Annotated in this window: 18 protein-coding genes; 6 read left to right on the top strand and 12 right to left on the bottom strand. The window is 44.5% G+C overall.

What is annotated here, in order from left to right:
- Positions 1-6: 6 nt before the first annotated feature.
- Both BQ5453_RS11665 and mazG read right to left on the bottom strand, forming a co-directional pair.
- A complete protein-coding gene (locus BQ5453_RS11665) occupies positions 7-1059 on the bottom strand; it encodes an isochorismate synthase (RefSeq protein ID WP_161942427.1) in 1053 nt (350 codons plus the stop codon).
- Entirely contained in the window at positions 1037-1882 is an 846-nt protein-coding gene (mazG, locus tag BQ5453_RS11660) for a nucleoside triphosphate pyrophosphohydrolase (RefSeq protein WP_071123328.1), read from the bottom strand. Before mazG ends, BQ5453_RS11665 begins: the two co-directional genes overlap by 23 nt.
- Before the next feature lie 189 nt (positions 1883-2071).
- Here mazG and BQ5453_RS11655 point away from each other — a divergent pair, with 189 nt between their 5' ends.
- The 5 genes from BQ5453_RS11655 to BQ5453_RS11635 all read left to right on the top strand — a co-directional run bounded on the left by BQ5453_RS11655 (position 2072) and on the right by BQ5453_RS11635 (position 6225).
- The gene (locus BQ5453_RS11655) at positions 2072-2989 is read left to right on the top strand and encodes a ribonuclease Z (protein ID WP_071123327.1); all 918 of its coding nucleotides are present in this window, start codon (positions 2072-2074) and stop codon (positions 2987-2989) included.
- A 156-nt stretch (positions 2990-3145) separates the two neighbouring features.
- Positions 3146-3523 carry an ISAon1 family transposase N-terminal region protein gene (locus tag BQ5453_RS11650; protein WP_143033257.1) on the top strand — a complete coding sequence of 126 codons (378 nt, stop codon included), beginning with the start codon at positions 3146-3148 and terminating at the stop codon, positions 3521-3523.
- A 34-nt stretch (positions 3524-3557) separates the two neighbouring features.
- Positions 3558-4601, top strand: a complete 1044-nt coding sequence (locus tag BQ5453_RS11645; RefSeq protein ID WP_074027632.1) for a transposase — start codon at positions 3558-3560, stop codon at positions 4599-4601.
- Positions 4602-4769: 168 nt separating this feature from the next.
- Positions 4770-5147: an ISAon1 family transposase N-terminal region protein gene (locus BQ5453_RS11640; RefSeq protein ID WP_143033257.1), complete on the top strand. Its 378-nt coding sequence runs from the start codon at positions 4770-4772 to the stop codon at positions 5145-5147.
- Positions 5148-5181: 34 nt separating this feature from the next.
- A complete protein-coding gene (locus tag BQ5453_RS11635) occupies positions 5182-6225 on the top strand; it encodes a transposase (protein ID WP_074027632.1) in 1044 nt (347 codons plus the stop codon).
- Positions 6226-6386: 161 nt separating this feature from the next.
- Here the strand turns inward: BQ5453_RS11635 and BQ5453_RS11630 are convergent, their stop codons facing one another.
- Genes BQ5453_RS11630 through BQ5453_RS11620 form a run of 3 tightly spaced genes read right to left on the bottom strand, consistent with a single transcriptional unit; the run spans position 6387 to position 13288 of the window.
- Positions 6387-7106 (bottom strand): B3/B4 domain-containing protein, encoded by a 720-nt coding sequence (locus BQ5453_RS11630; protein ID WP_071123326.1) that lies wholly within the window; start codon positions 7104-7106, stop codon positions 6387-6389.
- A gap of 28 nt (positions 7107-7134) precedes the next feature.
- On the bottom strand, positions 7135-9963 hold the full coding sequence (locus BQ5453_RS11625) for a PD-(D/E)XK nuclease family protein (protein ID WP_083361224.1): 2829 nt from the start codon (positions 9961-9963) through the stop codon (positions 7135-7137).
- Positions 9964-9976: 13 nt separating this feature from the next.
- The gene (locus tag BQ5453_RS11620; RefSeq protein ID WP_074027666.1) at positions 9977-13288 is read right to left on the bottom strand and encodes a UvrD-helicase domain-containing protein; all 3312 of its coding nucleotides are present in this window, start codon (positions 13286-13288) and stop codon (positions 9977-9979) included.
- 496 nt (positions 13289-13784) lie between these two features.
- On the opposite strand from BQ5453_RS11620, the gene BQ5453_RS11615 reads away from it, so the two are divergent.
- Entirely contained in the window at positions 13785-13988 is a 204-nt protein-coding gene (locus BQ5453_RS11615) for a winged helix-turn-helix domain-containing protein (protein ID WP_022102974.1), read from the top strand.
- A 435-nt stretch (positions 13989-14423) separates the two neighbouring features.
- Here the strand turns inward: BQ5453_RS11615 and BQ5453_RS11610 are convergent, their stop codons facing one another.
- From BQ5453_RS11610 to BQ5453_RS11580, 7 genes are all read right to left on the bottom strand, one after another.
- Complete coding sequence (locus tag BQ5453_RS11610) at positions 14424-15872, bottom strand: VapE domain-containing protein (protein ID WP_071123323.1); 1449 nt, start codon at positions 15870-15872, stop codon at positions 14424-14426.
- Between the two features lie 895 nt (positions 15873-16767).
- The gene (locus BQ5453_RS11605) at positions 16768-19206 is read right to left on the bottom strand and encodes an ATP-dependent helicase (protein ID WP_071123322.1); all 2439 of its coding nucleotides are present in this window, start codon (positions 19204-19206) and stop codon (positions 16768-16770) included.
- A gap of 212 nt (positions 19207-19418) precedes the next feature.
- Positions 19419-19871, bottom strand: coding sequence for a hypothetical protein (locus tag BQ5453_RS11600; protein ID WP_071123321.1), 453 nt, complete (start codon positions 19869-19871; stop codon positions 19419-19421).
- Positions 19868-20707: a glycosyltransferase gene (locus tag BQ5453_RS11595; protein ID WP_071123643.1), complete on the bottom strand. Its 840-nt coding sequence runs from the start codon at positions 20705-20707 to the stop codon at positions 19868-19870. The genes BQ5453_RS11600 and BQ5453_RS11595 overlap by 4 nt, the downstream gene beginning before the upstream one ends.
- Before the next feature lie 83 nt (positions 20708-20790).
- Positions 20791-21915, bottom strand: a complete 1125-nt coding sequence (locus BQ5453_RS11590; protein WP_071123320.1) for a glycosyltransferase family 4 protein — start codon at positions 21913-21915, stop codon at positions 20791-20793.
- A 12-nt stretch (positions 21916-21927) separates the two neighbouring features.
- Positions 21928-23025, bottom strand: a complete 1098-nt coding sequence (locus tag BQ5453_RS11585; RefSeq protein ID WP_071123319.1) for a glycosyltransferase — start codon at positions 23023-23025, stop codon at positions 21928-21930.
- A 248-nt stretch (positions 23026-23273) separates the two neighbouring features.
- On the bottom strand, positions 23274-24194 hold the full coding sequence (locus BQ5453_RS11580) for a glycosyltransferase family 2 protein (RefSeq protein WP_083361222.1): 921 nt from the start codon (positions 24192-24194) through the stop codon (positions 23274-23276).
- Position 24195: the final 1 nt, after the last annotated feature.

Below are 24195 nucleotides of genomic sequence, written 5' to 3'. Positions count from 1 at the left end.
TTTATTTTAATTTCGTTTTATCAGCTGCCTCATGGTCGCCATTTTCCTAACAGTTTCTTCCCATTCTTCGTTTTCCTTACTTTCAGGCATGATGCCACCGCCAGCATAAAGGGTCGCCATGTTTGCATTTAATTGCATGCAGCGCAATGATACATACAGCATGGTCTGCTCTTCCAGCAAATATGGTCCGCTAAATCCCGCATAATAAAACCGGGAAGTGGGTTCTATTTCTAATATGGCCGACTTTGATTTTTCGCGTGGCAGTCCACACACCGCAGGAGTTGGGTGTAAAGTCTGTAGCACCTGGCACAGATTAACATTGTCCTTCAATGTAAAAGTAATGTCATTACACAAATGCTGTATATTACCACTGCGTAACGAATATGTAGGCGAAATATCCATATCCTCTGTTACTGGCTTGAGTGTAGTTGCAATAAAATCCTTAACAAGCACTTGTTCCTCTTTGTTCTTGTTGTCCCATAAAGCGTCTTTGTTGTCGTTCCATGGCAGTGTTCCAGCCAAAGCTACAGTATGCCATACAGAATTTGTACGCTCAAGTAATGGCTCTGGCGTTGCTACAAGCCATGTACCTGAAACTGGGGTGTGCCAAAGCGCAACAAAATTGTTAGGTCGAAGAGTACAAGCTCTCAAAAATAATTTTTCAGCATCAAGGTTTGACGACAACTTACAGTTTAATCTGCGCGATAGTACAAGCTTCTTAATAGCCTTATTATCAAACATCTCAGATACAGATTTGAAAGCTTTACTGTATGCCCTTCTTTCTTCTAATGCGTCATCTACAAAGCCAATATCGCTAACATCTGCAGTTGGCTCTATCTCACTTACACTCGTTGCATCAGGTTCTATAAACAATATAGGACATTCTTCTGAACAAACGAAAGGTGCAATTAAATAGCCTCCTGTCGTTGGTATATCTTCAAGTGTTTGAAAAGTCCTTGGCTTGCTGAATTGTTCAATACGCGTAAATACGTTTTCGTGAGGACATTTGAATAGTGCAAAAGCCTGGGGCGTCATGTTATTTATTGCCATCACGTTCATGCAACTTTGCTTCATTCCAGATGGCGTCCATTTCCTCTAAGCTCATATCTGTAAGATTACGTCCTTGTTTCATAGTGTGAGCTTCAAGATAATTAAAGCGTCTAATAAATTTCTGATTGGTGCGCTCCAGTGCATTGTCCGGATTTATCTTGTACAATCTTGCAGCATTGATAAGGCTGAACATCACATCACCAAATTCGGCTTCAGCCTTGTCTTTATCCATGTGTTCTACTTCCGTCTCAAATTCTCCTATTTCCTCTTTCACCTTATCCCAAACTTGAGACTTCTCTTCCCAATCAAAACCCACATTGCGCGCTTTATCTTGTATTCGATACGCTTTTATTAGCGAAGGCAATGCTTCTGGCACACCAGCCAATACGCTTTTGTTGCCATCTTTTTCCTTCTGTTTCAGCATTTCCCATTGCTCGCTTACTTGCTGTGCTGTATCTATGTGATTGTTGTCCTGTCCTTTTGGTGGAAACACATGGGGGTGACGGAATATAAGTTTGTCGCATAATTCACGACAAACGTCGGCTATGTCAAAATCACGTGTTTCCGAACCAATCTTTGCATAAAAGCATACATGCAAAAGCACGTCTCCCAATTCCTTACAAATATTCTTCGTGTCGTGCTTCATCAGCGCATCGCACAATTCGTATGTCTCTTCTATGGTGTTTGGCCGTAAACTCTCGTTTGTTTGTTTGCGGTCCCACGGGCATTTCACACGTAGTTCGTCAAGTACATCAAGCAAACGGCCGAAAGCCTGCATTTGTTCCTCTCGCGTATGTGAGCCTCTATTATTATTTTTATTAGCTGTTTCCATAAACTAAATTTTTGTATGAGTAAGTGCACATCTTCAGTTGAGATGTCAAACCATATTGGCTAAACTAAGATTTATATAAACAAATTTTGAAAACCTGCGTAATAGGTAAAAGACATGGCAATTTAGGGTCGCCCACTTTTTTTGACCACAAAATTACACTTTTATTGCCGATTTGCGTAATTTTGCGATATGGAAAAGTTCGACGTACACATATTAGGTTGCGGCAGTGCCATGCCCACATTGAAGCATTGGCCGTCGGCTCAGGTGGTAAACATACGCGAAAAGCTATTTTTAATTGATTGCGGTGAGGGTGCACAAGTGCAATTTAGGCAAGCGCGTCAAAAGTTTTCGCGTTTGTCACACATCTTTATATCCCATTTGCACGGCGATCACATCTTTGGTCTGATAGGATTGCTGTCAACCTTGTCTTTGGCTGGTCGAACGTTACCCATGCACATATATGCCCATGCCGAGTTAGAAGAACTCATGCGTCCTCAGCTCAATTCCTTTTGCAAGGGCATAGCCTTTGATGTCATTTTCCATCCACTGCCAACAGTCGACCAATCGATCTTGATTTATGAGGATCGCTCTGTAATGGTCTACACCATTCCCTTGCGGCATCGAGTGCCGTGTTGTGGCTTTTTGTTCAAGGAGCGCCCTCCCTTGCCTCACATTCGTCGCGACATGATCGATTATTTGGATATTCCGTATTACGCCATAAATTCCATAAAACAAGGAGCAGATTGGACTATGCCAGATGGACACGTTGTACCTAACGAGCAGTTAGTCTTTCCCGCAGACAAGGGACGGACGTATGCATATTGCTCCGATACATGCTATCGTCCGCAAAATGTGCCTATTCTTCGCGGAGTTGACGTCCTTTATCATGAAGCAACTTTCGGACAAGACAATTTGGCGAGAGCTATTGAAACTTTACATTCAACTGCATTACAAGCTGCGCAAATAGCAAAGGCTGCAAGTGTCGGCAAATTAGTTATTGGACATTTTTCCTCACGTTATGATGATGAGAACGTATTGCTAAACGAGGCGAAGTCCGTCTTTCAAGAAACATATTTGGCCAAGGAAGGTTTGACAATAACATTGTAATTCTGCAATTATTTAACCCGTTAGCACAAAAACGGCGCACCCGACAAACCCTGTGGAGGGCTGTGCAGATGCTAACCCAAAAACTGAGTTGCCAAACGATACATGATTGCCCAAAAGTAGTACCTTTGCACTATGAATCAGAATGGCAATAAAAATATGTATGAGGGCCTCGCCTCATATTTCCTCCCCGAAGGAGTTCTTAAATATTTCGAGGTGACAGACTTTGCAACACAGCGTACTCTGGACAAGGATGTTCTTTACACAACAGAGCTTCACATCTATCTGGATGAGCGCGACAATCGCACACCAGACATGAAGGATTCCGTGAGCAATGGTTTTGGGGAAGAATCATGTTTACTTGACTATCCAGCCCGAGACAAGAAGGCGGTACTTCACATACGAAGAAGGCGTTGGACAATGCCGGATGGCACAACAAGAAGTGTTGACCTTGACAAGGAGTTTGAACTGAAGCATAAGGGCACTCGATACGCGAAGGACTTCGCGCTTTTTTTAAAGAGGGCGAATGGACTCTGAGACGATAACCGCTCGTCAGATTGGTTATACGTACATGATTAACAGCTCCACGTTTGCCAAAAGATACAAGGACGCCCTGAGTAACTTCGAGACGTGGGAGCAGAAGGATCACGCATCCAAGTGGATTCTTATTCCGCAAAACGTAGGTAAGGAGCAAGGCATAGACGAGACCTCCCTCCAGGGCGAACTGTACACTATCGTTCACAACAAGGATGCCCATGGTCGCAAGGGTGCAATCATAGCAGTAGTCAAGGGAACGAATCCTGCTGACGTACTGAAGGTTCTCATGCAACTACCTGCAGATAAGCGTGAAATGGTTGAGAATATCACGATGGATCTCTCAGATTGCATGCGTGTCATAGCCCGAGAGGCATTCCCTAAAGCCACAGTCATACGTGACTGCTTCCATGTCGTAAAACGCGGTGGAGAGGGCTGCGAAGAGATACGCCTGCGCCTGAAACGAAAAGCCGTAAAGGAGGCGAACAGACAGAAGGCAGAGTTTCGCAAATACCTCGAAAATCTGGCAGCGCAGAGAAAGGCTTACCGCGAGCGAATGAGGAAAAGGCATGGGAAGAACTGGAAGAAGAGCAAGCGCGGAAGAAAGCCTATGAGGCTGAACACTCGCTTTGAACCCAAAAGGCTTGAAAATGGCGAGACTCTTGTAGAGGCACAGACACGATGTCGCAAGCAATTGTCCATGAGCCGAGAGAAGTGGAGCGCAACGCAGAAAAAGCGTGCGAAGATACTTTTCGCACTCTACCCAAAACTTGAAGAAGCATACAATCTGATCAACTCCCTTAGAGCCATATTCAGAAACAAGAAACTCACAAAGGAGACTGCCAAACAGAATTTCAAGGGGTGGTATGAGAAAGTGGCTTCCTGCACTCTGCGTGAAATCAAGTCCGTACGCGATACCATCAGATTCTATGAGGATGAAATCCTGAACTACTTTGACGGACGTAAGACTAACGCTTCAGCTGAATCGTTGAACTCAAAGATCAAATGCTTTCGTGCACAAGTAAAAGGAGTCATAGACATACCATTCTTCATGTATCGTTTAGCAACAGTTTTGGGTTAGCATCTGCACGGCCTACTCCACAGGGTTTGTCGGGTGCGCCANNNCGGCGCACCCGACAAACCCTGTGGAGGGCTGTGCAGATGCTAACCCAAAAACTGAGTTGCCAAACGATACATGATTGCCCAAAAGTAGTACCTTTGCACTATGAATCAGAATGGCAATAAAAATATGTATGAGGGCCTCGCCTCATATTTCCTCCCCGAAGGAGTTCTTAAATATTTCGAGGTGACAGACTTTGCAACACAGCGTACTCTGGACAAGGATGTTCTTTACACAACAGAGCTTCACATCTATCTGGATGAGCGCGACAATCGCACACCAGACATGAAGGATTCCGTGAGCAATGGTTTTGGGGAAGAATCATGTTTACTTGACTATCCAGCCCGAGACAAGAAGGCGGTACTTCACATACGAAGAAGGCGTTGGACAATGCCGGATGGCACAACAAGAAGTGTTGACCTTGACAAGGAGTTTGAACTGAAGCATAAGGGCACTCGATACGCGAAGGACTTCGCGCTTTTTTTAAAGAGGGCGAATGGACTCTGAGACGATAACCGCTCGTCAGATTGGTTATACGTACATGATTAACAGCTCCACGTTTGCCAAAAGATACAAGGACGCCCTGAGTAACTTCGAGACGTGGGAGCAGAAGGATCACGCATCCAAGTGGATTCTTATTCCGCAAAACGTAGGTAAGGAGCAAGGCATAGACGAGACCTCCCTCCAGGGCGAACTGTACACTATCGTTCACAACAAGGATGCCCATGGTCGCAAGGGTGCAATCATAGCAGTAGTCAAGGGAACGAATCCTGCTGACGTACTGAAGGTTCTCATGCAACTACCTGCAGATAAGCGTGAAATGGTTGAGAATATCACGATGGATCTCTCAGATTGCATGCGTGTCATAGCCCGAGAGGCATTCCCTAAAGCCACAGTCATACGTGACTGCTTCCATGTCGTAAAACGCGGTGGAGAGGGCTGCGAAGAGATACGCCTGCGCCTGAAACGAAAAGCCGTAAAGGAGGCGAACAGACAGAAGGCAGAGTTTCGCAAATACCTCGAAAATCTGGCAGCGCAGAGAAAGGCTTACCGCGAGCGAATGAGGAAAAGGCATGGGAAGAACTGGAAGAAGAGCAAGCGCGGAAGAAAGCCTATGAGGCTGAACACTCGCTTTGAACCCAAAAGGCTTGAAAATGGCGAGACTCTTGTAGAGGCACAGACACGATGTCGCAAGCAATTGTCCATGAGCCGAGAGAAGTGGAGCGCAACGCAGAAAAAGCGTGCGAAGATACTTTTCGCACTCTACCCAAAACTTGAAGAAGCATACAATCTGATCAACTCCCTTAGAGCCATATTCAGAAACAAGAAACTCACAAAGGAGACTGCCAAACAGAATTTCAAGGGGTGGTATGAGAAAGTGGCTTCCTGCACTCTGCGTGAAATCAAGTCCGTACGCGATACCATCAGATTCTATGAGGATGAAATCCTGAACTACTTTGACGGACGTAAGACTAACGCTTCAGCTGAATCGTTGAACTCAAAGATCAAATGCTTTCGTGCACAAGTAAAAGGAGTCATAGACATACCATTCTTCATGTATCGTTTAGCAACAGTTTTGGGTTAGCATCTGCACGGCCTACTCCACAGGGTTTGTCGGGTGCGCCACAAAAATGCGTGCTAACGGGTTTTACTTTCAATTATACTGCAAGTAAACATGCGTAATGAGTCATAAGCAAACTTCAGAAAACGGTTGAATATGCTCAAACGCAGACCTTTCAGAATAGACTAAAAACAATCACACTCCTGTTGCAATGCCTCAATTTGCGGTGTGATATGTGACGCGTAAACAGTCACTTCTATGTTTGAGGCGCAAGCGTATTGTTTCAAGCATCTGACTCCGTATTTTATAGCTTCGTGCAAATGTTGATGGTCGCCGTCATAAGCATTGATAAGCACCAACAAGTTAGTAGTGTCAAGAGATACCATTGTGCGTGTAGAATCACTCGTTGGTGTGGCAAACGCACCTTCTGTATCGCGATAGACTGGTAATTTCTCGATATTGAGTAAACCTCTGCCTATAGCCTGATATGGTTCATTTGCTCGTCCAATGCCAAGCTCCACATTATTACCTGCTATGCACGCTCTGTCCAAAGCGGCAGTGGAGTAACCTGTGTACAATGACAGGAGGTTGACCACATCAACAACCGTATTGATGTGGTACAACTCCTTACCTTGCAATATTCTGCGTGCAAGTTGCTCACAGGCTGGACGGTAACGGCTCGGATCCTTACCAAATGCCTTGTAAGCCAAGCGGGTTGCGTAAATTCCTGCACGTTCTTTAATTGTGTCAATAGTGTACTTCCCTGAGAGTTCGTTACCATAAGCACTAATCTCTTCCCACAGGGCATCAGATAAAGCACTGTTTTTTACGGTAGCATGAATCCCCGCGCCACAGAAATCGGGGCAGATGTTCTTGAATGATTCAGATACAGCTATACTTACCATCTATTTCTAATTTGTTCTTTTGCAACAATCACGAATTTCTGCCACACATGTCACAGAAGTCGCAATATTTGCAGGTATCTTTGTTGTTAGTACATTCAAATGGATTTTTGGGGTCAATTATCTCTGAAAGCAACCCTATGAGCTTTGACTTAAACTCCTCGGCATATGCTCTGAAGTCCGTGCATGACTTGCCTTCAAAGGATATGTATGGATTAGACCCTTTTTTCCGAAAATGATGTACATAATAAAGCGCGGGCACCAAAGGTAAACTCTTGTATTGTGAAAACTCTGGACTTTCGTGTACAATCAAGCAATAAGCAAATGTCTGGAACGGGTGTTTAGGATCTTTCTCTTGTTGATGATTAAACATATGTTCCATGTCCTTCACTTCTACACTACTGCCTCCCGTTTTATAATCCACCACGCGCAGACATTGGCCAACGCCTTCGAGCTCAGCTAAATCGAGCCTGTCTATTTGGCCATATAACCTAATGTTAACCAATTTGCCTTCTTTTCCAAAAGGTACTTTCAGAAAGATCCCGGCATCGCGTTCGGCTGCTACAAATTCGAGGCTATTCAGAGTCAAAGCCTTGTTGGAGTTAAATTCTCCTGAGTCGTATTTGATTGTATCATGCAGAAATTTGTTGACAATTGTTTCGGCCATCGCAGTGCGTTCTATTTTCGTATCAAGGAATGCTCCTCTGACAATATCCTGCAATTGCACATTGTTTTTGACTTCCAAATAATTGCGCAATGATTTCGGCTCAATACATTGCCTTCCAATTACTTCATCGTAAAAGGACTGAGCTGCATAATGAAAGACTGTACCCAAATCTCGTGGGTCAATTATGCCATCAGTGTCGTCTGGTTTACGGAGATGCTTAATGTATTGATAATAGAACATACGATTGCACGACAAATATGTATTGAGTGCCGATGGCGAGAATTTGTTACGAAATGGCTGTTCCATATTCTCTGCGTTTGTGCAGATCTTCAGTTCCGGCAAAGACAACGGTCGTGGCACACTTTTCAGATGATAGCGTTTGATGTCTTTCCCTAATTGCGGGTCATAATGCATACTACGCATAAAGCGCGACATCTCGCCTCTATGTGTGCCTGACGTCGAATTGTTGTAAACTAAAGTCACATCTTGGGCGCGCTGCATCAATCGGTAGAAATAATAGGCATAAACGGCCGTTTTGCGCAGGTATGTGGTTAGTCCATACCGTTTGCGAATTAAGAAAGGAATAAATGATGCATCAGTTGCTTTTTGGGGCAGTATACCCTCTCCTACCGATAGCATCAATACATGCTTAAAGTCCAGGCATCGTGTTTCGAGCACACCCATAATCTGTAGTCCAACGGCTGGTTCTCCATGAAACGGTATTGTTTGGCTGCGCATGACCTGTTTGAGCAGTTTGAACAGTGTGTCCAGACCAATATACAAATTATTAGTTCCTTCTGTAGACAATGTGCCAGTCTCAATTAGTTTAACAAAACGTGATATAATGGTGTATATTTGGAAGTATGACTCCGTGTACAATATGTTTTTCCAATCATCAGTTTTGTACTTCTTGCGCACATCGACCGCATCATTCTTCACTAATTGTTGAATTACTAACAACTTGTCCATCGCCTCGCTTTGTTGCAGTGGCATAGGTTTGGTTCCCTCAGGCAGTTTGCAACGTCGTACATTTTGATCATACAACATCTCATTCATAAACCTTATCACAGAGGCATAAGCTGGTGTGTGTGTCAGGGGGAAACCCTTTGTGATGTTCACATCATACCCCTTGCTTTTGGGTAAGGCGTGTAGTACGGGCAAAAGCTGTCCCTCGTCGCATAGCACAATAGCAGTTTGTCGTGCCTCATTGCTGTCTAATTTTCCATCACATCGTGTCGACAACCATTGGTCGACATATTGTGCTTGTATGGCATCTGTGTCGGCAGCAACAAAGGTTATTCCAAGTTTTGTTCCACTCCTGCCTGTCAGATTGTTGTACAGACCAGTATCGTTGGCCAATTCATTAGGGAAAGTCTTAAGATTTTCCTGCAAGAACACACCGGCCTCTGTTGGGGAAAGAGGGTCATTATTATTGACATAATGAACATCATAATCCCAATAGAACAGGGCCTTCCCCTCAGCTTGCAACAACTTGAACAGTTCTTTTTCAACAGAATCAAGCACATTAAAGCCAACAAAAGCATAGTAATCAAATTGTGCCGGCAATACCAATTCTTGACGTTTAAGCCGTTCGAGCACATCGCGGTATAGCTGTCCCTCATAGGCCATTCCGTCTTTGGCCAAATCCTCTTTCAGTCCTTTATACAGGGGTAGCATTGCCTCCCACAACTGCATGAAGCGCTCACGTATTTTACTGCGGTCCTTAACAGAAAAGTCACCTGCGAATTTACGTAATTGCGCAATTTGATCCTCATCTAATATTTCATCATAAGCCCCTATCTCTTGATATTCCCGTAAGTCGCAGAATATTTTGTCCGCATCACCCAGATTCTTGTCAAGGTCATCAAAATCAGCTAACAATCTCTCTCCCCAACCATAAAAATAGTCGAGAGATTCGTTACTATTTGTTGCCTTTGCATAATGCTTGTACAACCGGCACACAACATCAACTGGATCAGCTATTTGCAAATGCGACAACGATGTAAACAGCTCGCTGATAGTCATATAGGTTGGCGCCCACATAACCTCGTTGCCTGTTACCAGATATTCGTTCAAAAAAAGGTTCGCACGTTTGTTCGGAAATACTACAGCCACGCGACTTAGATTGTCGCCAAATTTATTTTTTAGCGACGATGCTACATGCTGCAAGAAACTATCTATACATCTATCCATAACTACCCTTTTACTATTTAATATTCAATTCGATATCGCATACTTTTTCAACACCTTTTTCCAATTTGACATACCATAAGTAACCTTTTACAGGCTTGTTCAGAAGTTTGGCAAGGTTGTTCGCGTACATTTCCACTTGATCCTTATATTCTTCCTTCTCGCTGCCAAATTTATAGTCCACCACTACAGCATGATCAGCTGCTACCATCACACGGTCGGGACGGAACATTTTAGCGTGTCCGTCACTACGTATTAAAATGTTGTGTTCGTTGTACAACTTGTAAGTACCATCAAACCACCTTGCTGCTTCTTTTTCCTGCTGCAGTGCTGTTGTCACAAAAGTTAGAATCTCGTCAGCCTGCTTCTTTGTGGCCAACAACCCTTCGGCTCTCATTTTTTCTATGACACCTGGCACGTCCTCCTTACGCTCTATCTGCGAAAATACTTGATGATACAATGTACCCTTGTTCATGAAGTAACGCGTTTTGCGTTGATGCTGCAATTCCGGCGTGTCACCTTCAATTTCTCTTTCGCTATCAGCCAAAAAGTCGAGCGCTTTTGAAGATTGGAAGAATTTAACCCCCGACAAGTCGTTGTGACTAATACTTACAGGAATATCGTTGGGGGCTTGTTTGTCTTTCGCATCTTTAGCCCCTACGACATTGCCATAACATACAACACCTGGAGTCGTTTTTGTCTTCGTGTCGCTGGGTTGGAGGTTATTGACAAATGCGTCAATCAAGTTAAACGCACTACGGCCTCCTATTTTCGGTCGTTTACTCCATATAAACAGATTGCATTTTGCACGCGTAAATGCCACATATAGTGTGTTCAGACTGTCAACTCTTTGTTGCATGTGTTCGTTTTCATAAGATGTAGAATAAGCACTCTCATTCATCTTTTTCACATCTTTAACCGGCACTAAAGGTAATTTGCCTACCAAATCATTCACGTTTGTGTCATGTGTCATATTCTGTTGAGGAGTACACCATATAATGTTATCTTTTCGGCTGCTCTCAAGTGAAAAATCGGCAAATGGTATAAACACTGTGTGACCTTCAAGTCCCTTGGCTTTATGTATGGTCATCACACGGACAGCATCTTCCACATTTACGGCAATAGAACGTTCTGAGAGTACATCATCCCAGAAAGAGATAAAGTCCTTAATGTCTGACGAATGATCGTTAATATAGCTTACCAAAGCATCTAAGAAATTGAAAATATAGGCAGACTGTTTCAGTTCGCCAAGCTTTTCTGCTTCCTCATAGTGCATCATCATCATCAAGTGCAGACAAAGTTCATACAGAGGCATTTGCTGCATTGTAGCACGTTGAGCATCATCAGCCAATGTGGTACATATTCCATCTATCATATCTAAATAGAAGTCCCTAAGTTCTTTATCTTCTATTTTGCCATAAATGGCATATAATCCCTCGCGTAATAATGCCATTGCCAAGGTGTCTTTTTCGTTTAACAAAAACCTCAGCGCGTTAATTAAGGTCGTTACCATCAACGACGACTTTAACATGAAAGCCTCGGCAGATGTTATCGGGAACGCCGGGTCTTTTTCAGTAATATAGTCAATAATAGTTTGGGCCTCAGAATTCCTTCTTACCAGAATTAACATTTCGCCATACGGCACACCATGCTCTACATGCAGATTTACGGCCTGTACATAAAGGTCCTCTATTGTTTCCTCTGCAGCAGTATCCTTGTCATTCATAACAATGCGTACGTAGCCAGTCCCCTCTTCGCCACAACGTGGTGTCTGCTCAACGTCCTTATATATCTGTTGTATGATGTTGCTGTTATCCACCTCTTTCGGCAAATCAGGCATCAAATTGGTTTCATGACAGATCCAATCACCAGGTACCTCCCAATGTCTTTTATCAATATAAGTAGATGCTTTGACAAAAAAGGCATTATTGAAGCGTACAATTACGGGCAGACTACGGAAATTTTCGACCTTAGGCAATACTGTTACTGTTGTTTGGTTAAATTCTTTCTTGATATCGAATAAAATATTCCAATCGCCGCCACGCCAGCGGTATATGCTCTGCTTGATGTCGCCCACAAGCATACTTTCATCGCCTTGTGCCATATTCTCGAGCAACAATGTCTTGAAGTTGCTCCACTGCATACGCGAAGTATCTTGAAATTCATCAATCATTATGTGTTTGAATGTCGTGCCATACTTTTCAAACACAAATGAAGCATCGTTTCCCTTAACCATGCGGTTGAACAACTCGGGCGTGCGAGCCAACAGAAAGGTCTCATGCTCTGTCGTGTAACGCGTTATTTCACGCGAGATAGCTCCCAACAAACTCAGTTCGTCCAAATTTTCAAGTGTAAGAACACAGTTATATACATAACTTGCATACGTCTCACGCAGGTATTCCATCTCTTTTAGTATGTCCGAAATGCGCTGTGCATGCCCACGCAATGCTTCCTTTTCCTTACAGTCTTTATTAAACACGGCATCCCAATTACCAGCCATGGTCACAATGATCTTTGCCGGTTCGCTGAAATCATGCTTGCGCAGGTTTTTCTCGTATGTTCGAATATTTGTGGCCTTACTCTTTACCCCAGCCACTGCTTCCACCTCAGGTTCTATACGCGCAATGCAATCTTCAAGTTTCTCATCAAAATCTCTTATGTACGAGCGCAATGCATGATGCAAACGCCCCATATATTTAGAGTCTGAAGTAACTTCCTCTATTTCTTCATCATGAGCCATATATTCGCCGCGGAACAAATTGGACTGAGCAAACCGTTTCAGTTCCTTCGCAATATTCCACCCCTTATCATCGTCAATATGGCGTTCAAGGACACTGATGATCATACTCGTCAAATCGGCATTTGCCTCATTACCGACACCTAACAGCATACGGTCCACTGATTGTGATACCACAGCTTTGTCGTCGAGGTCGACCTTAAAGCCTCGGGGCAACTTCAACTCATGTGCCAGATTAGTCAATAACGTTTGAAAAAAGGAGTCTATCGTTTCAACTCTAAAATGATCATAATCATGCATAATTGCAGCAAGCACACCTTTCGCACGTCGCACAAGTACGTCCTTGCTTATTTGGGTCTCTTTGATAAGATTTTCCAAGAAATCCTTATCAGTACCGCCACGAGCAAGATTGTCGAGTTGTTTCAATATGCGGTCTTTCATTTCGGCAGTAGCCATGTTGGTAAAGGTTACGGCCAAGATATTTGTAAAATCGCTCGCACGATCCGTAGCTACTGCCATGGCAATATATTTTAGCGCAAGCGTATACGTTTTTCCCGATCCAGCGGAAGCACTATAGACTAATAAACCCATATATTTTATTTTAACTTGTTGAATGATTGCCAACTCGGGGCAAAGATGGTGCAAGGTGAGAGCAAAGATGCAAGTTTACTTGCAATCTTTGCCGAACCGCAGCCTATCTTATACAAAGATAGTGCAAGGTGAGCGCAAAGATGCAAGTTTACTCGCGATCTTTGCCGAACCGCAGCCCATCTTATGCAAAGATAGCGCAAACCAAGTGAATTAGGGCAAAATCGTTTGGACATTTTGCTTGAATTATAACAAGAAAAAGTCTGTTAGTCATATTTGTTAAGACAAGTCAGACAATATCGAAGTGCTATAAAAGATACGCGAATGAATGCCGTTTTTGAAAACTCGAGAACGCATTTCCGTTATAAAATGCATATATATGTCTGATTTTCAAGGTAATTGTTTCCGTATTCTCAAAATTATAGTAACTTTGCCATCAAGTTATGGATAGTTAACAACTATCCGCTTACACCGATGTCTAACTAACAGATATTAAAGTATGTTTGAAGAAAAGGCCGGCGAATTGGCCGGAAAAATTTGGGAAGCCCTTAATGAGGGCGGTGAACTCACAGGCAAGCAACTGAAAAAGAACATCAAAACTCGTTCTGACAAGGACCTGTATTTGGCTCTTGGTTGGTTACTTCGTGAGGGCAAGCTCAATGTAACAGAAGAAGAGAAGGACGTTCTTGTCTCATTAAAATGACAATCAATTGCACGATTTTCTTCGTGCAATAAATGATTAGAGTTAAGGAACTTGGTTATCTGTATGCCAGATTGGCTACAGGTAGCCAAGTTCCTTTTCTATTACGACATCAGTTTTTTACCTATATCTGCGAGCACGGCTTGCTATAGCGTTCCGTCAATTGTTTCCCGTGCTAAGCGGCCAATACACTAAGCAACCAACAAGCAACGCTACGGCGTCAGCCCTTATGTCTCTTGAGGCCACCCGGACGTTAGTCCGTGGCCGTCCGCCGCGCAGCGGCCTTATGTGTTTCTTATGTTCTTATGTTCCCGCGGTAAGCGGCTAACACACGCAAGCCTTCTGTTCTTATGTCCTTATGTCCTTCTGTTTTCCGCGTTAGCGGCCAACACGTTAAGCAACTAACAAGCCACGCTACGGCGTCATCCCATTAGCACATTAACTCTCTCGTACTTTCACCCAATACATCACCCCGCGGCTGCACCTCTTTCGCGGCACACCGAGCTGCATCAGTTCACGTCCCAAAGTATTGGGCGTGGCATTGCGCACCATGCCGCGCAAGTCACGCTTGAGCGTGCGGAATATGGCCGTGGCCGTCTGCCACTCGCCGCCATCAACCAGTTTGCCCTCATCAGCCACCTCGAAACGGCGCACAAAACACTCACGCAGGGGCGACGACTGGTAAAACAATCGGTTGTGATGCTGAATGGCAGCCTCCTCGGTATGCGTGAAATAAGTCAGCTCACCCAACTGCACCTCGTGCAACAGTTGCGCATAAAGCTGCGCATAGTCAAGCGGTGTGTCGCAGTCTATCACCCCGTGCACCTCCTGACAAAAGAAGCGGCGGCTGCCCGTGGGGTCGTTCAACAAGTCGTAGCGGTTGCTTGTACCAATAAACGAGGCCACGCGCGGCATCTCGGCAAAACCGCTCGCATACGGACGACGCGACTGCATGGTGCCGAGCTGCACCAAATTCTTGAGTTTGGCCGCATGGTGCTGGCTGTAACGGTCAAACTCATCGAGGTTGACAAGTGCAAAGCGCGACAGAGCCAGTTCAAGCCGCTCCGTGCCCGAGAGTTCAAACTTTTCAGAGTAATAGTTGCGCAGTTCGGGCGGCAGCAACATGCGGCAGAAGGTGCTCTTGCGCAGCCCCTGCTCCTCGCTCACCAACAAGGGTATCATGGCATTGCCACCCGTCTGCGAGGCGGCGCCGCCCTCAGCACCATGCCACCCGGCCACCATGGCGCGCAGCCAGCGGTGGAACACGGTGGTCCACAGCGGATCGCGGCTCACACGGGCGGCGAGGGGCGTCACACGGTCGGTGCCGTCCCATGCGGGCAATGATTTCAAATAACTTGTAAAGGGGTGGTATTGCGGCATATAGTCCGACTCCAAAATGCGGTCCACATCGTTGTTCCACACCATGCACCCGCGTTTGTGCAAGTCGATAACAATGGTGTTGCGCACCAGTTTGGTCACTGGCACAAACTGGGCAGAGTCCTCATTGTGTCGGCGTATTTCGGCCACGCGGTCAAGCACGTTATAGCGCGTGTCGTACATCTCGTCAACCATTTGCATGGCTTGTTCAGTAAGGGAGGGCGTGTCGGGTTGCTCGCAGTTTGCTTTTTCTGGTTGCGGCTCGATAGGTTGTGACTCGGTTGGTTGCGGCTCAGTAAGTTGTGGCTCGGTAACATTATTCGGTTGTGGCTTAACAACGTCTTTCGGTTGTGGTAGTACATCGGCATTCTCCGCCGCCGTTTGTGGCATAGACATTCGGGCTTCGTCAAGTTTTTCAATCACGCGGTTGGCGATGCGGTCAATCAGTGCATCGATGCCCTCGTGCATAATTTGCTGCACAAATTGCAGCAAGGCTTGTTTGGTATTCATGATAATATACAATTTAGCTAGTAGTGGGTGCAAAGATAGTGCAAGCCGAATGCAGAACACCAAACTTGTTTGAGTGTTATGCTGAGGCGCAGCCTATCTTATGCAAAGATAATGCAAGGTCAGGCTTGCAAACAAAAAAAGTGTACAACTTGTACACAAATAATGATTCCTGGCTAACAAGCAGCACTACGGCGTAGCATATTAGCACATTGCCACATTAACATATTAGCCCGCATGCACAAACTTGCTACACTCTACACTTTTACAATGTAAGCAGTTGATAATCAGTAAATAAAAGCGTGTAGACAACCTTGTTGTTTATCTGCACTGCCGTCTGCACGCACCAGTTTTGCCACAGCGCAACAACAGTTATGGGGGCAAGACTTTTCTGTCGGAGCAACAGAAAAGTCTTGTCCCCATAACATGAATAACCGAAGCACGAAACGGATTGACCTGCTGCCCCAAATAGTGCAGACATCGTGCAGAAGTGGTGCAGACGCGGTGCAGATACTGTGCAGACGTGTCTACACGCCTAAAACGATTGATTATCAAGTGCTTTGTATGGAAAAGTGCAGAGTGCAGACATTTCTTGACTTAGTTAATGCGTCGCCCAAATCAAAGGACGCAATTCATGGTTCATGAGTTATGAGATTTCCCGCGTTAGCGGCAAATAGTCAGGCAGCGCCTCAGCAGTGTAAAGCGAAAAACATGGCATTTTTCCCGATAACGCGGGACGCGTCGCCCCTTAGAAGTAGCGTTAGCTTGTTTACGCCATACCGGACATCAATATCTTGAAATATTATGCCCGAAACCCTATTTGGCGGGTTCCGGGCGTAATATTTGTTATTGGATCTTTATCAAATACTTTATTGACTTTATCGGTCAGAAAAGCGCCTTAAATGTGGCGCAACTTTGCAAACTTAACGAGCAGATTTTTTGTACCAGCTGTATCGAATTCGACTTTTACTTTTGCATTCTCGTTATTACCCTCTGTACCGACTATTGTACCATTTCCGAAACGATCGTGATGTACGCGCATACCTATCTGATATGCACCATTTGATGTGGTGGCAGCATTGGGAGTGGAGGCTGTTTTTGCGCGCGTAATGCCTGTGCGAATAAAGCCATGCGGTACAACAGGAGCAACTTGCTTGGGGGTGTTGTCGCGTTTTGTACGATAGCTGCGATTTCCCGTAGTGTAGGCTTCCTGACGCTGATGGCCATAATATGACGAATTTCCACTCATGGCCTTTCGGAAGTCATCTTCGGAGGGGTTACCGAAGAAATCATCGAAATTATTGCCTCTACTCTGACGTTGTTCGTATGACCTGTTGTCATGATAACTGGAACGTGAAGACGTTGAGTGATCTTTGTGTATGTAGGCTTTGTCTATTTCGTCGAGGAAAGGACTTGGTTCACAAAACTGTAGTGAACCATAGCGGTAACGTGTTTTGGCGTAGCTCAAGAAGCAATAGCGTTTAGCGCGTGTGACTGCTACATAGAATAAGCGGCGTTCTTCCTCCATCTCGCGTGGATTGTAGCGAGCATTGGCATTTGGAAAGAGTTCGTCCTCCATGCCTGTAACAAAAACGGCTCCAAACTCCAGCCCCTTGGCTGCGTGAATGGTCATTAGTGTTATGCGGGGTTGTCCGTCATCTTTCGCATCGGTGTCGGTAAGCAATGACACGGTAGAAAGGAATTCGGACAGATTTAGCATGTTCCGTCCTTCCTCCTCAAAGGCCTCTTTTTCGAGGGCTTGTACAGAACCGACCAATTCGTCCACATTTTCCTGTTTTGCCTTGTTCTCAGCCGAACGCTCCATCGTCAGGTCGACTGCTATGCCGCTTTTGCGAATGATGCTTTTCAACACTGTAGAGGCGCTATTCTCGTCAGCCTCTTTCCTTAAAGTATTTATCAGTTCACAAAAGGCGGCAAGTTTGTTAGCGGCTCCCTTACTAATGGCAGCACCATACGCCTCTGGCGTTTCGGCCACCTGCCACATGCTTACACCATTGGCTGCTGCAGTGAGCTGGATTTTTTGCAAGGTGGTTGCTCCTATACCACGGGCGGGATAATTGACTATGCGCTTGAATGCCTCTTCGTCGTGCGGATTAGCCACCAAACGGCAGTATGCCAGGACGTCTTTTATTTCTTTGCGCTGATAGAACGATAAACCACCATATATGCGGTATGGCATGGCCGCACCTTGTAAAGCCTCCTCTAACACACGACTCTGTGCATTGGTACGATATAAAATGGCTATCTCGTTATATGGTAAGTCTGCTTGTCTGCGTAGTTTGACAATGTGCGACAACACCTTGCGGGCTTCTTCCTTGTCGGTCTCGGCAGAAAATAATTCGATAGGATCACCTTCTTCGCCAGCAGAATATACGGTTTTAGGTATTTGGCTCTGGTTGTTGCTAATGATGCAGTTCGCGGCCTCTACAATGTTGCGAGTTGAACGATAGTTGCACTCTAACTTGATAAGTTTGGCAGATGGGTACTGTTCCTTAAACGTGAGAATGTTAGTTATGTCTGCACCACGAAATCCATATATACTTTGCGCATCATCTCCCACAACACATATTTTAGACTGCGGTGTGGTGAGCAACGTCAGTATTTTGTGCTGTGCCATATTTGTGTCTTGATACTCATCAACAAGAATATAGCGGAAACGATTTATATAACGCTCGCGAACATCGGGGTGATCACGCAATAGCAAGAACATATTTAACAGCAAATCGTCAAAATCCATGGCCCCAGCGGCAAGTAATCTTTGCTGGTAGATAGCATAAATTTTATGTATCTGCCCCACTCCTTCCGAAGTGTCGCGGCGTAGCAGGCTGCTTTCTGCACTATAAGCTGAGGGTAGCAGTAAATGGTTCTTTGCCTCTGATATGTGGCCAGCTACGATGTTGGGCTTATAGACTTTGTCGTCGAGTTGGAGCTCCTTTACAATAGCTTTTATCAGAGACTTTGAATCGGACGAATCATATATGGTGAAGTCCTGCGGATAGCCAACGACCTCATGTTCCATACGCAGTATGCGGGCAAAGGTGCTGTGGAATGTACCACTCCACAAACCGCGCAAGTCTGCGCCGTCACAGATTTTGAATATTCGCTCATTCATCTCGCGTGCCGCCTTGTTGGTGAAGGTTAGGGCCAATATGCTCCACGGCTCATAACCATGTTGCAACAAATAGGCTATTTTGTATGTCAAAACGCGGGTTTTGCCAGAGCCGGCACCAGCAATGACCAATGAAGGCCCATCGCAATAGGTTACAGCTTCCAACTGTGACTGATTCAACTGTGACTGAAACAATGTTGTGTTCATGAATAAGTAGGTGTTCAAAATTATTTTATACAGTCAGTAGGTGTCATTTTCACATTGAAAGCACATATTATCGAGGCGCATCTGTTCCCTTCAGCCTCGGTCACATAGCCCGCTATGTTCCCTCACCCGAAGGAAACATCTGCGTCCCGATAATGCACTTTCAATGTAAAAATAATTCTGAACACCTACTTATAGCACTGAAACGTTCTTAATTACTTGTTGGTGGAGCGACTGTCGTATTGCAACTTTCGTTCATAAAACTGCACTTTGCGGCAGGCCTCGTCAAAGTCGTCCGATGTTGAGATGCTATGCTGTTTCTGCATCAAACTATCTGCTTTGCTGAGTTCAAGCTTGGCTTGTTGGATATCGATAGAGTCCATGAGTAAAATGCCTTCTTTGCGCGCTGACAAGGCTAAATAGCAGTCCTTTCGCATTTTAATGACAATGGCTTTGGCTTCGGCACATTGCATCTGTGCTAATTTTGTACGGGCCATGGACAACCTTGCCTGTGCTTCGGTTTCCATTTTGTTGCGTGCCTCACTCCTATCCTCGGTATTGACGTTGTTTTTTGTTCCACCACCTGCTGAGCAGGCTATAATTGTCAACATTAACATTAGCATTGCTGTCATGTTGGCCAGTTGGGCGTTGATTATGCGTGTTATCATTGTAATTGTGCAAGGAATTTGTTGTTACAGATTTTTCGCTCGTCGTCGAAGAACCACCCCCACTTGTTGAAGAATTTGATCAGTGACATGATGAAAATAGAGAACAGTTTAGGACTTTTGCTGGCTCCATTACCATAATCATGATAAACAGCGACAAGGGGATAGTAGATAGTCCGGTATTTTTTGTGTATACGTCGTGATATGTCCGTATCTTCAAAATACAAGAAAAATCTGCTATCGAAAGTGCCGCAATCGTCTAATGCTTTCATACGGAAAGCTGCAAAACTACCAGAAACATGGCCTATGTCGTAAACTTTATCATCGGACATTTGCCGCATTTCGAAGCGCTTCATCCACCGACTGCGTACAGCGGGGAAAAATTGCGACAATTTGCGTTGTGCCAACATTAGCGGCGACGGCATAAGTTTGGGCAAGAACTGTGTTCTGCCATTAGGGTATAGTATTTTGGGCATCATTTCGCCAACCTCCTGATTATGCTCCATAAATTCGACCATCGGCAAAACGGCATCTTTACTATAGAATATGTCAGGATTGACCACAAAATGGTATTTGCTGCCTTTTTTCTTTGCCTCGCTGATAGCCCAGTTATGAGCCTGTCCGAAGCCTATGTTTTTGGGGAAATGCTTGAGAACTATACACTTGCTGAGGTGGCACAAGTTTTGTACCACCATGCAAGGCGAATTGTCAATTATGTATATTACCTTTTCGTTGGTATACAAAAGCAGCGACCTGACCACCCGCTCAATTTCATCAACGGGCTGCTTGTACACAACAACTGAAAAAGTAACCAGATATAAACTTTTGTCTGATGACATAATTTGCTTTTGATTAAATTGTAACCCCACCTTCACTACAAGTGGCGGCGCAAATGGTGTTGCTGGAATTGAGAGAGACCATTTTATTGGCAGCTCTCAGTACACGACTTGACAATATTGTCGTACACAGCTAACACGCTTTTGATATCGAACTTGTTTACAGCCCGCTTCCGGCTATTGTCAGAGAATTGTTTTTTGCAATCATCAGACAATTCTAAATAGCGTTGCATGGCATCGGCCAAAGCCTTGCTGTCGCGAGCTGGAACAATATAACCATTGACACTCTCCTCCACAGCTTCGCGACAGCCTGGTACATCTGTCGTTATAATGGGTTTGCCCGAAGCGCAAGCCTCCATCAAAGCTCGATTCATGCCTTCGCAATAAGATGGCAAGATTACGACTATGCCTTTTCGCTTATATACGCTCTTCATATCGCGTGTAAAGCCTAAATATTTAACTAATCCTTCTGCCTCATCTTTCTTTACACGTTCAACGGGCACGCTCTTTGGATAGGATGGGTCCAAAGCTCCAATCAATTCGATATTGACGTCTATATTCCTTGATTTGAGTAATCGGGCTGCTGTTGACAATTCTTCGTATCCCTTGTCCCAGGATATACGACCAATATATAAAAAAGTAGTTGTTGGCGAAGCATTGTCACATTGGGGGTAGTCTGTTACATTTATACCTTCACCGCCCTTCAACAATATCATTTTTTGGGGGGCACACAGATGCTTCGTTTCGACCAACGTTTTGGAGTACTCATTGAGCAGCAACAGATGTGTAGTGAAATGCAAGCCAAAACGATACAGCAATCTGGCAACCTTTGTCACAAAATTGTCATTGATGAATACATATCCTAAACCAGCCATCATTGCCACAGAACGTGCACCACTAATTTTTGCTGCAATCGATCCATATATGTTGGGCTTTATGGTATAATTGAATACAATATCGGGCTTCTCGCTCTTGAATATTTTCAGTAATCTGACGAAATACCGCAAATCGTTCAATGGACTTTTTGAGGTGCGCCCCATACTAATAGGTATAAAGCGCATGCCTTCGGGTATATGGGTCTGCATTTGTGCATCTTCCTTTTCGGGCGCCACCAAAATGACTTCACAACCTTTTTGGACGAAATGCTTCAGCACTTCGCCTCTAAAGTTTACCAGTCCCCAAAGGGTATTATCGCAAAATATAAGTTTCATAAAATTGTGTGGTTATTTGCCAGATAGTAATTCGCGATAGAATTCCAGATACTTTCCAACCATCTTCTCGATACTGAAACGTTGTGCGTTTTCGTAGCACATACGTCCCCAATGTGCTCTCTGGTCCTCATTATTGAGCAACCATTCTATTTTATGTGCCAGGTCTTTGTCATCGTCTGGCGGAAAAAGTAGTTCATGATAACGCACCACATCTGCGAGTCCGCTGACCTCTGAGGCCAACACGGGTTTGCTATGTGCCATGCCTTCAACAGCAGCAAGGCCGAACCCCTCCCAATGTGATGACATGACACCTATATCTGCAATACGCCACAAATCGTCTATGTCGCTACGTTCACCCAAGAAGTGCGTTCTGTCCGCCACACCCATGCGCTGTGCCAAATCTTTACACAATGTTTCGCGTACACCATACCCTACAAATACGGCATGTACATTGTGTGGCAGTTTGCTTAATGCGCGTATGACACAATCTTGATTTTTTTGCTCTGAGAAACGCGCAACCTGCATAATAACAAAGTCATCTGCACGCAAACCAGGTATGAACTTGTCACGCTGCTCAGCTGGAACTGACGTTGAAGCACTTGGCAGTCGCACTCCGTTCTCTATCACTCGTATTGCCACATTTTGGGGAACTCTTTGTTTTACGAAATCCGCTGTACCTTTCGAGATGCAGATGATGCCATCATACAGGGCATATATATGTTTGTCCAACCATGAAGTTATGGCATATTTCCCTCGCGAATTAAAGGTACTGTGCTCTGTGGTGAAAAGCTTTATTCTCTTACGCCACAACTTTACAGCTAATGCTCCCCAATACTGCGAAGGAAACAGATGGGTATGTACGATGTCTGAGTTCTTTATGTATTTTGCAAGTTTGAAAGCATTCAACGGATTGTATCGGCCAGCACAAATGTTAACTGCTTCAACACGAATGCCAAGCTGCTTGAGTTTCAGCTCAAAGACATCGTTTGTAGATTTCAACAGGACGATATTCACTTCATGACCCGCTGCCTGCATCAATGGCAACATTTCTGTCAGCAAACGTTCTGCGCCACCTGTTTCGAGGGCATTGATTATGTGTGTTATTTTCATGATAGTAATATTCAATATGATAACACGTTGGCGGGATTAGTAAACACGTTAACGAGTTAAAGGGTAGACAGGTAAGTAAGTTTGTTAAGTTCTTATGTTCCTGATCGTTGTGTCTTTAACACAATAAATAGCGCAGAACATACTTACGTTTTAGCCTGTCAACTTGTTAAGTTGTAAACAATAATATCCGCCTACGGACTATGATACGAATGCAACACTTTGTACTTCATGTCGCAATAGTTTGCGCCTTACAACATTTTACGTACCAATATTTTGAAAGTCAGAATGCTCCGACTGCCAAATAACCGGTACCCACCAATGAATGCGTGTAGCAAGTTTCGGATCTTTCCTTCATTAAGAAAACGGAAGAAGTCTGTAAATATTGCCTTCTTTTCATTTGGCATATCTTGCTTGAAGCATTCAAAGAAACTTTCAATAGCCCGCACATGGTTCTTTTCCAACACAGTCTTGTCTGAATTGAAGAAGTGTGTAATGCGTTCCATAAAGTTTTTGTACGTTGCACCCGTAACTGCCAGATCGTGCCTGCGATATAGCATCAGCCTTTGATCGACGTAGGTAATTTTGCCGAAAGTAAGTGCTGCCAATGTTACAAAATGGTCGTGCATTGTAACATAGTCTGGCACTTTATGACATACATCACGTAGTGCAGAATTTATCATGATAGAACAACCCTGTACGCCTGCATTAGCAAAAAGAGCTTCGTGTAAATCAGTAGGTTGCCACAGTACTGCATGCCCGCTGATGTCGTTCTGCATGGTGTCGTAGACGTAAGCATTGCAGTACACCATCTGGGGCATGCCATTATCAACCTGGAGCATGGCGTCATGCAATTTCTGTAGTTTGTCTTCAAGCCATATATCGTCTTGATCACAAAATATCATATAGGGTGCAGTGGACGATTTCATCAGGTGGACGAAATTACCCGCAGGCCCGTGAAATGATTTCCCGTCATCAAGGACTTCGATTCTGTTGTCAATTTTGCAAAAATCATTTACGATTTTCATTGTGTCATCTGTTGACCCATCATCATGTACAATCAAATGCCAGTCCGAGAACGTTTGATTTTGCAACGAGCGTATCTGCGCTGCAATGTATTCACCACCATTATAGGTGGCCATTAGTATATCTATTTGAGGCATAACTTTCATA

The organism is Prevotellamassilia timonensis, assembly GCF_900106785.1.
In the GTDB taxonomy this organism is placed as follows: domain Bacteria; phylum Bacteroidota; class Bacteroidia; order Bacteroidales; family Bacteroidaceae; genus Alloprevotella; species Alloprevotella timonensis.
The sequence above is the reverse complement of the archived record's forward strand: the minus strand, read 5'-3'. Positions and strand labels throughout refer to the sequence as shown.